Here is a 14,080-nt window from a genome sequence, read left to right on the forward strand (position 1 = left end):
GTTCTACAACGACTGGTTTGGTGGATACGGCAGCTGCATTGCGTGCTGGATTGAATACGAAAGTCGCGTATGCTGACACAGCTTCTATGTTGTCTCCATATGCGCGTAAGCAAGCTTTAAACGACACAGCTTCTACATTACGTTCACTGATCGGTTCTACAACAACTGGTTTGGTTGATACAGCAGCTGCACTGCGTGCCGGCTTGAATACAAAAGTTGCGTATGCTGATACATCTTCTATGCTGTCTCCATACGCTCGTAAACAAGCTTTGAACGACACCGCTTCTACACTGCGTTCATTGATCGGTTCTACAACAACCGGTCTGGTGGATACAGCAGCAGCATTGCGTAGCAAAATCAACAGCAACGACGCGGCAATGCGTTCTGACCTGGCTGATACCTCTTCTACATTACGCTCATTGATCAGTTCTACAACGACTGGTTTGGTGGATACGGCAGCTGCATTGCGTGCTGGATTGAATACGAAAGTCGCGTATGCCGATACAGCTTCTATGCTGTCTCCATATGCTCGTAAGCAAGCTTTAAACGACACAGCTTCTACATTGCGCACCCTGATCAGTTCAACAACAACTGGTCTGGTTGATACAGCAGCTGCGCTTCGTAGCAAAATCAACAGCAACGACGCGGCTATCCGTTCTGACCTTGCCGATACTTCTTCTACACTGCGTTCATTGATCAGTTCAACAACGACTGGTCTGGTGGATACAGCGGCTGCACTGCGAGCTGGCTTGAATACAAAAGTTGCTTATGCAGATACGGCTTCTATGCTGTCTCCATATGCGCGTAAACAAGCTTTGAACGATACCGCCTCTACACTGCGTTCATTGATCGGTTCTACAACAACCGGTCTGGTGGATACAGCGGCTGCACTGCGTGCCGGCTTGAATACAAAAGTTGCGTATGCTGATACATCTTCTATGCTGTCTCCATATGCTCGCAAACAGGCTTTGAACGACACTGCTTCTACACTGCGTACCCTGATCAGTTCTACAACGACTGGTTTGGTGGATACGGCAGCAGCCCTGCGTGCTGGCTTGAATACAAAAGTTGCTTATTCCGATACGGCTTCTATGTTGTCTCCATACGCTCGCAAGCAAGCGCTGAACGACACCGCTTCTACACTGCGTACCCTGATCGGTTCTACAACGACTGGTCTGGTGGATACGGCAGCAGCGCTGCGTGCTGGTTTGAATACAAAAGTTGCGTATGCTGATACATCTTCTATGCTGTCTCCATACGCTCGCAAGCAAGCCTTGAACGACACCGCTTCTACGTTACGTTCACTGATCGGTTCTACAACAACCGGTTTGGTGGATACAGCGGCTGCACTGCGTGCCGGATTGAATACAAAAGTTGCGTATGCAGATACCGCTTCTATGTTGTCTCCATACGCTCGCAAGCAAGCATTGAACGATACTGCTTCTACACTGCGTTCATTGATCAGTTCTACAACAACTGGCCTGGTTGACACGGCTGCTGCACTTCGCGCTGGTTTGAATACAAAAGTTGCGTATGCAGATACCGCTTCTATGCTGTCTCCATACGCTCGCAAACAAGCGTTGAACGATACTGCTTCTACACTGCGTTCATTGATCAGTTCTACAACAACAGGTTTGGTTGATACGGCAGCAGCGCTTCGTGCTGGCTTAAATACAAAAGTTGCATATGCAGATACAGCTTCTATGCTGTCTCCATATGCGCGTAAACAAGCATTGAACGATACTGCAACTACACTGCGTTCACTGATCGGTTCTACAACAACCGGTCTGGTGGATACAGCCGCTGCACTGCGTGCTGGCTTGAATACAAAAGTTGCGTATGCCGATACAGCTTCTATGCTGTCTCCATATGCTCGTAAGCAAGCTTTAAACGACACAGCTTCTACACTGCGTACCCTGATCGGTTCTACAACAACCGGTCTGGTGGATACAGCGGCTGCACTGCGTGCTGGCTTGAATACAAAAGTTGCGTATGCTGATACATCTTCTATGCTGTCTCCATATGCTCGCAAGCAAGCATTGAACGACACAGCTTCTACGTTACGTTCACTGATCGGTTCTACAACAACCGGTCTGGTGGATACAGCGGCTGCACTGCGTGCCGGCTTGAATACAAAAGTTGCGTATGCTGATACATCTTCTATGCTGTCTCCATACGCTCGTAAACAAGCTTTGAACGACACCGCTTCTACACTGCGTTCATTGATCGGTTCTACAACAACCGGTTTGGTTGACACGGCAGCTGCACTGCGCGCCGGACTGAATACAAAAGTTGCGTATGCTGATACGACTTCTATGCTGTCTCCATACGCTCGCAAACAAGCTTTGAACGACACAGCTTCTACATTACGTTCACTGATCGGTTCTACAACAACAGGTTTGGTTGATACAGCAGCTGCACTTCGTAGCAAAATCAACAGCAACGACGCGGCAATCCGTTCTGATCTGGCTGATACTTCTTCCACACTGCGTTCATTGATCAGCTCTACAACGACTGGTCTGGTTGACACGGCTGCTGCACTTCGCGCTGGTTTGAATACAAAAGTTGCATATGCAGATACCGCTTCTATGCTGACTCCATACGCTCGTAAACAAGCATTGAACGATACTGCTTCTACACTGCGTTCATTGATCAGTTCTACAACAACTGGTCTGGTGGATACAGCGGCTGCACTGCGTGCTGGCTTGAATACAAAAGTTGCGTATGCTGATACATCTTCTATGCTGTCTCCATATGCGCGTAAACAAGCTTTGAACGACACCGCTTCTACACTGCGTACTTTGATCAGTTCTACAACAACAGGTCTGGTGGATACAGCAGCTGCACTGCGTGCAGGATTGAATACAAAGGTTGCGTATGCAGATACCGCTTCTATGTTGTCTCCATACGCTCGCAAGCAAGCTTTGAACGACACCGCTTCTACACTGCGTACCCTGATCAGTTCTACAACGACTGGTCTGGTGGATACAGCAGCTGCACTGCGTGCCGGCTTAAATACAAAAGTTGCGTATGCCGATACGGCTTCTATGCTGTCTTCATATGCGCGCAAGCAAGCCTTGAACGACACTGCAACAACACTGCGTTCATTGATCAGTTCAACAACAACCGGTCTGGTGGATACGGCTGCTGCACTTCGCGCTGGTTTGAATACAAAAGTTGCGTATGCTGATACAGCTTCTATGTTGTCTCCATACGCTCGCAAGCAAGCATTGAAAGACACAGCTTCTACACTGCGTACTCTGATCGGTTCTGCAACAACTGGTCTGGTTGACACCGCAGCTGCGATTAGAACTGCTCTTGTTGATTCCTCTAATGCATTGCGCTCTGCGATCAACGCGCATGTTTCGACTGATTATGATAAGGACTCAACAAACGAGAAAATTTCTTCCGTAACCTATACAAATGACACGCTGAGAATTGTTGAGGGTTCACAAACGAAAGAAGTGAAAATTCCGGCGTATATCAAAGCGATGGGTAAAGTGAGTGGTACCGGCGCTGCTGCGAAAATTATCGGAGCTACTGTAACCCGGATAGATAAAGGAGATTATCAGGTGACATTTACAACACCGATGTCTTCAGCGAACTATGTGATTCAGCTTACCGTAAAAGATATGAACGGCGCAGGAAACGATGCTCCAGGCATTACATATACTTCCCAAACTGCAAGCGGTTTTATTGTAAAAACTGCGGATAATGACAACGGAAGTTCTGACAGTGCCGACGAAGATCTCGAATTTATGTTCACTGTACTTGACTTCTAATAATAATGATACGGGGTGTTCCGATACCGGAATGCCCTACCTGAATACCATACTAGAATAACCTTAACAAGATTAAAATGAAATTGTATAGATACCTTCTCGCTGCTTGTTTGCTGTTTGTTGCTATAGGCAAGGTTAATGCGCAGGTTTCTTCGGAAAACTTGGTTAACATTCATAACCTGAATTCAACCCAGATTTCCGCATTAATCAGCCCTGCAAAAGGTTCACTGGTCTACAATACCGATAGCAATAAGCTATTTGTATTCGACGGTACTTTATGGGTTGCAACAGCTTCTGTAGATACAACATCGCTCAGCACCCGTATAAACCAGCGTGTGAAATATGCCGATACTGCTTCCATGCTGATCGGATACGTACGTAAGGGTGATACCAGTGCGATGCTGGGAAATTATCTGAACGGTGCAGTAAATGGGGTTATCAAATCCGGACAAAATGTGAAGCTGGGTGGTTCTTTGACGGAAGCAACAACGATCACAACCTCCGGAACGAATACACTGAGCGTTACCGGTCTGCAGAGCGGTGCATCAACAGACAGTCTGATGACGGTTACTGCCGCAGGTGTGGTGAAACGCATCAGCCCGACTGTGCTGACTTCTACGGGAGTTAAATACAGCGACACGGCATCTATGCTGACTCCTTACCTGAGAAAAGGTGATACAACTGCTATGCTGTCTCCGTACCTGCGTTCGGCGCTTGGCGTGAAATATACTGATACATCTTCCATGCTCACCAATTATGTGAACACTTCTTCTAACGGAATAACAAAGAGTGGAAAAAATGTGAAACTGGGCGGAACTCTGAGCGAAGCAACCACACTGGGAACCTCTGCGGCCAATACCTTTTCGCTTACCGGTCTTCAAAGCGGTGCATCAACAGACAGCCTGATGACGGTTACTGCGGCAGGTGTGGTGAAACGCATCAGTCCGACTGTGCTTACTTCTACGGGTGTTAAATACAGCGACACGGCTTCTATGCTGACTCCTTACCTGAGAAAAGGGGATACAACGGCTATGTTGTCTTCGTACCTGCGTTCGGCGCTGGGCGTGAAATATACCGATACATCTTCCATGCTGGGTAACTATGTAAATGGTTCCACAAACGGCATTACTAAATCCGGTCAGAATGTGAAACTGGGTGGTTCTTTAACAGAAGCAACAACGATCACAACTTCCGGAACAAATACCTTAACGCTTGCTGGTCTTCAAAGCGGCGCATCAACAGATAGTCTGATGACGATTACTACGGCAGGTGTGGTGAAACGCATCAGTCCGACTGTGTTGACTTCTACTGGCGTTAAGTACAGCGACACGGCTTCCATGCTGACTCCTTACCTGAGAAAAGGTGATACAACTGCTATGTTGTCTCCGTACCTGCGTTCGGCGCTCGGTGTGAAATATACCGATACAGCATCCATGCTGGGAAATTATCTGAACGGTGCAGTAAATGGGGTTACGAAGTCCGGTCAGAATGTGAAACTGGGTGGTTCTTTAACGGAAGCAACAACGATCACCACCTCCGGAACAAATACCTTAACGCTTGCTGGTCTTCAAAGCGGTGCGTCAACAGATAGTCTGATGACGGTTACCGCGGCAGGTGTTGTAAAACGCATCAGTCCTTCTGTGCTTACTTCTACTGGCGTTAAGTACAGCGATACGGCGTCTATGCTGAATCCTTACCTGAGAAAAGGTGATACAACTGCGATGTTGTCTCCTTACCTGCGTTCGGCGCTGGGTGTTAAATATACCGATACAGCATCCATGCTGGGTAACTATGTAAACGGTTCCACAAACGGTATTACGAAATCCGGTCAGAACGTGAAACTGGGTGGGTCTTTAACAGAAGCAACAACAATCACCACCTCCGGCACAAATACCTTAACGCTTGCGGGTCTGCAAAGCGGTGCGTCAACAGACAGCCTGATGACGGTTACTGCTGCAGGTGTTGTAAAACGTATCAGTCCGACTGTACTGACTTCCACAGGCGTTAAATACAGCGATACGGCGTCTATGCTGACTCCTTACCTGCGTTCGGCGCTTGGTGTAAAATATGCCGATACATCTTCCATGCTGGGTAACTACGTAAATGGTTCCACGAACGGCATTACTAAATCCGGTCAGAATGTGAAGCTGGGCGGTTCTTTAACAGAAGCAACGACGATCACAACTTCCGGAACAAATACCTTAACGCTTGCGGGTCTGCAAAGCGGTGCGTCAACAGACAGCCTGATGACGGTTACTGCTGCAGGCGTTGTAAAACGCATCAGTCCGACTGTGCTTACTTCTACGGGAGTTAAATACAGTGATACTGCCGCAATGTTATCTCCCTATTTGCGTGACGGCGATACCGTTTCTCTGTTAACGAACTATGTGAACACAGCGTCAAATGGTATTACCAAAACAGGAAAGAATGTGAAACTGGGCGGTTCTTTGACAGAAGCAACAACGATCACCACCTCCGGAACAAATACCTTAACGCTTGCCGGTCTGCAAAGCGGCGCGTCAACAGACAGCCTGATGACGGTTACCGCGGCAGGTGTTGTAAAACGCATCAGTCCTTCTGTACTTACTTCTACAGGCGTTAAATACAGCGACACAGCGTCTATGCTGACTCCTTACCTGAGAAAAGGGGACACAACTGCTATGCTGTCGCCTTACCTGCGTTCGGCGCTGGGTGTTAAATATACCGATACATCTTCCATGCTGGGTAACTATGTAAATGGTTCCACGAACGGCATTACGAAATCCGGTCAGAATGTGAAACTGGGCGGAACACTGAGCGAAGCAACCACACTGGTGACTTCAGCAGCGAATACATTCTCACTCACAGGTTTGCAAAGCGGTGCTGCTACCGACAGTATAATGACTATTACCGCTGCCGGTGTCGTAAAACGGATCAATCCCTCCGTATTATCTTCCTCCGGAGTGAAATATACCGATACTGCTTCTATGTTATCTCCATATCTGCGTTCGGCAATTGGTGTGAAATATACCGATACATCTTCCATGTTGGGTAACTATGTAAACGGTGCTACAAATGGCATTACAAAATCCGGGCAGAATGTGAAACTGGGCGGTTCTCTGACTGAAGCCACTACCATTGCCACAACTGCTACCAATACACTGTCACTGACAGGACTGCAAAGCGGCTCTTTCTCGGATAGTTTCCTGACGATCAATGCCGGTGGCGTAGTACGCAAAACTTCTGTTCTGACGTACACCGGAACCGTAATGCAATACAGTGATACCGCTGCAATGCTCGCTCCCTATATGAGAGATGCGGACACCACTGCAATGCTGAATAATTATATTAACCAGGCAAATAACGGCCTGACCAAATCCGGTAAAACGGTGCAGCTCGGTGGTAACCTCACGGGTGCGACTACAATCACGAATAATTCAAATGCCCTTACGTTCGCTACCGGTGGTTCTGCACTGAACATAACAGGACTCAGTTCCGGAGCCACTACGGATAGTCTGCTAACGGTGAATCCAAGTACAGGCAGAGTGAACAGAATTGCTCCTTCTGTGTTTACAAAGGCAGACAGTACCACGGCTTCCAACGGTCTTACACTGACCGGAAAGGATGTGCGTCTTGGAGGTAGTCTCACGGCCGCTACTACGCTCACCGCCACAGCAAGTAATACACTTGCCGTAAGCGGGCTGCAGAGCGGTTCCGCAAATGACAGTATAGTGGTTGCTGATGCAACAACAGGTGTGCTGAAAAGAATAGCTGCTTCCCGTTTGTCTTCCGGAACCACAGACTGGAGTACTAACGGTAATTCCGGGACTTCCGCTACAACTAACTTTATCGGAACGACGGATAATGCGGATCTTGTGTTCAAAGCGAACAATGTAGAATCGGGAAGACTATCTGTATATAACTTATCCGCTACTTTCGGGTACAGTTCCGTTGCCGCATATAAATCGACGGCCTTCGGTAGTTCTGCTACCACTTCAGCCAGTACGGAAGCAACCGCTATCGGTTATAACGCTCAGGCAAATGCTTACCGCGGACTCGCAGTAGGTTCTGATGCTAAAGCTACAAATAACAATGCTGTTGCAGTCGGTCAGAGTTCCACGGCGGGTTACCAGGCGACAGCTCTCGGTAGCGGTGCTTCAGCTACGGGAAACAACTCTACCGCTATCGGATTTGGTGCTGCTACAGCACAGGCCAATGCTATCGTACTTGGAGGTTCCTCTGCTCAGGTTGGTATCGGAACGTCTACTCCGGGTTACGCGCTTGATGTAACTGCAACATCCAACCCGCTTAAACTGAGTGGCGTGCAAAGTGGCGCAAGTACAGATAGTCTGCTGACGATCAATGCCACAACCGGTGTGGTAAGAAGAGTGAATCCTACTCTTTTCTCCACATCCGCATCCAACGGTTTGACAATGACAGGAACGAATATAGCATTGGGTGGAAACCTCACTGCAGCCACAACGATTACCAATAATGCAAACACGCTTACTTTCGCAACAGGTGGTTCCGCACTCAATATTACCGGCCTCGCTGCAGGCGTTTCAACGGACAGCGTGTTGACTATCAACGCAAGCACTGGTCGTGTGAACAGGATCAATGCCGCTGCCTTCACCACCACAGCTTCCAACGGTCTGACCATGTCCGGTGCGGATGCACGTCTGGGTGGAAGCCTTACCGCAGCAACGACAATAACCACTTCTGCAACGAATACTTTATCCCTGGCAGGATTGCAGACATCCAGTCTGAACGACAGTGTGATGATGATCAGCTCGGGTAACGTAGTGCGCCGTATCAATGCTGCATCCGTAGCACTGGAACCGTTCAACGTTGTCGGATCTACTACGAAAGCATCTTCCAATACACAGAATATTTATACATCCGGTAATATGAGTGTGGGTAAGAGCTCTAACAGTGCTACACTTGAGGTTGGCGGTAAAGTGAAAGCCGACAGTTCTGTTACCGCACCGAATTTCGTAGCGACATTCCAGGATTTCGGCAGCACCGGCGGTACGATCACATGGAATATGCAGTCCGGTGCAACGGCAGCTGTACGTCTTACTTCAAACGGTACGCTTTCGATCACGAATGTTACTGCCGGAATGTATGGATTGATAAAAGTACAGCAGGACGGAACCGGCGGCAGAACAATTGCCCTCCCATCCGGCTCTAAGGTGATCAACGGTGGTGGTGCTACTGCAACACTTACTTCTGCTGCAAACTCCGTGGATATTCTTTCCTTCTTCTATGACGGAACCAACTATTGGTGGACGATCGGAAATAACTATAACTAATGCTTCGGATCGCATTTATTGCTCTGCTGCTGTTCGGGTTCCTGTCGGAAGCCCGGTCCCAGGGGCCTCAGCAGACGTTCTGGGCTTTAAATAATAACGGAACGTTCCTGTTGGATCAGATTGGTTCAACAGGAGCTTCTGTTGCTTACAGCGTGCGGAAACTGCGTAAAGGATATACGGGCTACGCCATGCGTGTCCGGCAGAACCGAAGCGGAACCGATCCGCAGGGAGATGTTGCTTTCGATGCGAACAACCAGGTCAGTGGCAGCAGTATAGTGACTATCACCACGGCCGGCGGTACTTATTCGGTGGGAGACAAAGTATCTTTCAGTTCCTTTTACTCCGGATACAGCGTGTACGTTGTTACCTGGTACGATCAGAGCGGTAACGGCAGAAATGTAACACAGGCAACCACTTCACAGCAGCCGAGGATCGTAAACGCCGGAACGCTGGAAACGTCTAATTCAAAAGCTTCCATACGCTTTATCAATAGCAGCAGTACGGTGCTCAGTGCAACTGTGGCAAGTGCGACTATGTTTGGTTCAGGCTACATCGGAACTGCTTCACTGGTTATCGAAGCATCTTCAGGCAGCACCTCATCATTTGGATATTCCGACGGCGGAACCGATCGCTGGCAGGCGCATATCGATGAAGGCTCTTATCTTTATTTTGATGTGGGGAGCTCCTATAACCGTCTTTCTTACGTCAACTCTGCTAACGTGAGCGTACTCAGAAACTATGCGCTGGTAGCCGGTTCCTCTAAAATGGAGATCTGGGTCAGTGGCACTAAAGTCGCATCCAGCACCCCCGCAATGTCGGCAAGCACTACCGGAACTTTCAACGTAGGTGGTATCCCTCTTTTTCCCGGTTCATGGTATCATGACGCGCATCAATCGGAAATAATCATTTTTCCACTCGCTTTGTCTACTTCGGAAATCGGCATCCTGGAAAATAATCAGAAATCATTTTACAGTACGCCTTAAGGAATATCGGAATCCGTCCGCTTTTCAAACATACAGGAACATGAAGCGATTTTTATTTCTATGTTTATTTTGTGTCAGCCTTTTCCGCGTATGCGCCCAAGGTCCGCAACAGATGTTTTATGCATTGAATAAGAATAATCTGTTGCTGGATCAATTGCCCAATACTGCGAAATCGGTTGCCTACAGCGTAAGGAAACTGCGTAAAGGCTATACCGGCTATGCCATTCGGGTAAGACGCAGCGGTGGTGGTAGTGGCGCCGGAAGTCCGGAAGGTGATGTGGCATTTGACGGAAACGGTGTAGTGAGCGCAGGCAGCGTGATAACCATTACAAAAGCGGGTGGCGGATATTCCGTTGGGAACACCACCACCTTCAGTACATTTTACGGAGCATCCACTTCTTATAATGTATTTGTGACTATATGGTATGATCAGAGCGGTAACGGTAATAATGCGGCTCAGACAACAGGTTCGGCACAACCACAGATCGTTTCTTCCGGCGTGTTACTACAGGAAAACGGGATGGCCACGCTGGAATTCTCCGGGGCGCATGCATCGGAGAATCTGACGCTGGGTACCGGAATTAACCTGACCAGCGGAACACTTTTCGGAGTATGCAAGGTCGTGAGTGCCTCCAGTACTGTAGGTATTGCGGACAATGGAACCTATTCCTATAATCTGAACACCTATAATAATACCGGTTATCTCGGTGTGACGCAATATGGTTCGGCAGATGCGCCCGGAACCCTTGCTTACACCACATCCCTCAATACTTACAGTTGGAGCAAAAGCAGTGCGAATACCTACGTTGAGCTGAACAGCCGTACCGCTTCATCCACCGCATCGCTGAATATTCCTGTTGCGGTAGGACAGGTGTATGGCAATGCAATTTCGGGCAGTACGCTACGTATTTCTGAGTTTCTGGTAATGGCCTATACCAGTACAGCGATGCGCACAGCGGTTTTTGAGAACCAGAAGCTGGATTTCGCAACGCCATAATTTTTTAATTTACTAATGAATTGATTTTTAGTGCAAAAGATACTTTTGCACTTTTTTTATGCGGGTCATTTTTATTGTGGCACGGTTTTTGGATATAAGAGAGCATCACAAGCTGATATAACCGAAACCGACATGTTCTCAAAAGTAAAAATCGCCTTCTTCCTCATCGCTTTAGCAGCAGCATTTTCTGCATCTGCCCAAATCGGTGCATCCGGATCTCAGGGTGGGTTTTTGAATTATCCTTCTTACATCGCTACTACCATCACTGAAGGCGGCGACTATGAAGTTTCTACTTCCGGAATGTTGCAGATTGCAAACGGAGGAACAGTTGAGGTGTACGGAGCTTTGGTAAATAACGGTACTATCGAGATCGATTCAAACGGAGTACTGAGCGTTTGGGGTGACGTGGTGAACAATGCCACTATCATCGCGCACAAAGGAGCAAAAATCAACTTTTACGGTCGTAACTGGAAAAATGCTCCTGCTGCAAGCGTGGTTGACGGATTTGATCCGAACACAGTTGCCGGCGGAGATCTGAATTTCATCGGACTGCGTCCTGCAGCAGCAGCTTCCTGGCTGGCTGGCGCTTCTTACATCAGTTCTTACAGCGGAGGAAATGAGCGTCAATACCATGATGGCGGAAACGTGAACATGGACGTTAATCTCCACATCCAGAATGAAAACAGCGTAGCGCTGCAAAATACAAACACACGCATCGAAGGCCAACTGTCTTTCGACATGGCAAACGGTAACGTGATCCTCGGTGACAATAACCTGGTATTTACAACCAATGCTTCTCAAAGTGGCTTCGCCCAGGATCGCTACCTGATCACCAACGGACAGGGTCACGTGACAAAAGAAAATTTCAACGGTCAATGGATTTTCCCTGTAGGCCGCGATGTAGCCGACTATACACCAGCGGCTATTGATAATAATACTGCAAACACCTTCCACGTTATGGTTCAGGATTTCGACCACAGTGCTTCTGTGGAGAATACAGCAACCAGCGTTCAGGACGGCGTACTGCGCACATGGAATATGTATGCTGATAACGCTACCGGCGTAAGCACGATCACCCTGCAGCACAATAAAGCCACCAACCAGGCAGATTTTTCTTCAGATCGTAACTATGTGACCCGCTGGAGCGACCTCGCTAAAAACCTCTCCGGAGACAAAGCAAGCGTAACGGCCTGGCAGAACAACGTTACCGGTGCTTCTGTAACCGGAAATCTGAGCAGCACAGGTGATGTTGAAAATTCTGAAATGCGTTCCAGAACATACAGAACTTTCGCAACATCCCCTAACGATCCTACCGCTTACATCACTAAAGCATCCCTGGCTTTCAAACCCAAAACTTCAGCTGATATCCTGGATCTGGAAGCTGACAGCGCAGGTTGTGATGTTAACCTCGCATTCACTACCGGAAAAGAGAACAACGTGGTGAAATTCCAGTTACAACACAGCACAGACGGAAAAACATTCAGCACTATCTATACGTTTGAACCTAACGGTGACAGCTCGACTTACGATTACAAACACCTTACTGCAGTGCAGGGCGTTAACTACTACCGTATCGTAATGCTGGAACCAAGCGGCGACTATACAGTTTCCAAAGTAGTATCCACTACCGTTCATTGCGGTGATACCGATCCGGTGATCGTACTGTTCCCGAACCCTACAGTTGACTACATCAACCTCACAGGCCTGATCGGAAATTCTCAGATCCGTATCATGAACATGCACGGTCGTATGATGTACGAAATGAGCAGCACCAATCAGATCGAAAAAATCGATGTTCGCAACCTGCCCGCTGCAACTTATATCGTGGAAGTGTTAACCGGAAAAACACTTAAGAAAACCGCGATCAAATTCATCAAATATTAATCAGAGCATAAGCATTGAAGAGCCTCCCTTTCCGGGAGGCTTTTTTTTGTCTGTCAGCCCCGTTATTTTTTTAGGTACCTGCGAAAGAAAATTTTGCTTCTTGGCAGCAAGTAGCTCACCAATTGAAATACAGCCGAAGCATATACGAAGCTCTTATTTAAAGTAAATTTATTTATAATTTGTAATCAATTATAAGGCAGTGTTGTCGGATTGGCTGGCACGGATTTTGCTTAACAGTCCCACTGTACGCCTTCGAGATACTACATTTTATGAATAGATTTCTTCCTTTGCCTTTAAGACTAATAGCGGTTTTAATCATATTGCTGTGTTTTGGTTCAGCAAATGCGCAAAATAAAATCGGTGACAACAGATCGACAATTCTTCCCGGCTCGTTACTGGAGTTAGAAAGTACCAACCGCGGATTTCTTACTGTACGTATGACGACCGCGCAGATGAAATCCATACCGGTTAGCCCTGCGGCTAAAGGGATGTCTGTATATAACCTTGATAGCAACTGCCTTTGCGTGTACAACGGTACTATCTGGCGCAGCATCTGTACAGATACCGCCTATTTAAATGCACAGTTGTCGCAGAAGCTGGACTGGACGGACACCACGGCAATGCTCAGCGCTTATTTGAGAAGCGCTTTGGGAGTGAAGTACACCGATACATTTTTAATGCTAAAGCCCTATACGAAGATCAGTACGCTGAAGGATTCGCTTCTTTCTATAAGAGCAGCTATTGACAGCCGCGTTATATACGATGATACTGCTGCAATGCTGATAGGGTATGTGCGCAAAACAAAATACACTACAGACAGTACCGTTGTCGCAACCGGAATTGCCGCCCGTGTGAAATATACAGATACGGCTTCCATGCTTAACCCCTATGCGACCAAAGCCAAAGTGCTTTTGGATAGCGTTGCGCTCGCAGCACAGATCAATGCGCGCGTAAAATATACGGATACAGCTTCGATGCTTAGCCCTTATGTTACCAAAGCAAAGGAGCTGGCAGACAGTGCTGCTTTAGGTACGCAGATCAATGCGCGCGTGAAATATACGGATACGGCTTCGATGCTTAGCCCTTATGTTACCAAAGCAAAAGAGCTGGCAGACAGTGCTGCTTTAGGTACGCAGATCAACG

General features: G+C 47.8%; 6 protein-coding genes. All 6 read left to right on the forward strand.

What is annotated here, in order from left to right; genetic code table 11:
* Positions 1–3,782: beta strand repeat-containing protein (locus ABD846_RS06635; protein ID WP_344824208.1), on the forward strand; the 3,782-nt coding region annotated here is incomplete at its 5' end.
* 77 nt (positions 3,783–3,859) lie between these two features.
* Positions 3,860–9,073, forward strand: coding sequence for a beta strand repeat-containing protein (locus ABD846_RS06640; RefSeq protein ID WP_344824211.1), 5,214 nt, complete (start codon positions 3,860–3,862; stop codon positions 9,071–9,073).
* Positions 9,073–10,056 carry a hypothetical protein gene (locus ABD846_RS06645; protein ID WP_344824214.1) on the forward strand — a complete coding sequence of 328 codons (984 nt, stop codon included), beginning with the start codon at positions 9,073–9,075 and terminating at the stop codon, positions 10,054–10,056. Before ABD846_RS06640 ends, ABD846_RS06645 begins: the two co-directional genes overlap by 1 nt.
* Before the next feature lie 124 nt (positions 10,057–10,180).
* The gene (locus tag ABD846_RS06650) at positions 10,181–11,053 is read left to right on the forward strand and encodes a hypothetical protein (RefSeq protein ID WP_344824217.1); all 873 of its coding nucleotides are present in this window, start codon (positions 10,181–10,183) and stop codon (positions 11,051–11,053) included.
* A gap of 132 nt (positions 11,054–11,185) precedes the next feature.
* Entirely contained in the window at positions 11,186–12,937 is a 1,752-nt protein-coding gene (locus ABD846_RS06655; RefSeq protein WP_344824220.1) for a T9SS type A sorting domain-containing protein, read from the forward strand.
* 269 nt (positions 12,938–13,206) lie between these two features.
* A partial coding sequence (locus ABD846_RS06660; protein ID WP_344824223.1) for a hypothetical protein occupies positions 13,207–14,080 on the forward strand: 874 nt, incomplete at its 3' end.

Source organism: Rurimicrobium arvi (genome assembly GCF_039540495.1).
Taxonomy (GTDB): Bacteria; Bacteroidota; Bacteroidia; order Chitinophagales; family Chitinophagaceae; genus Rurimicrobium; species Rurimicrobium arvi.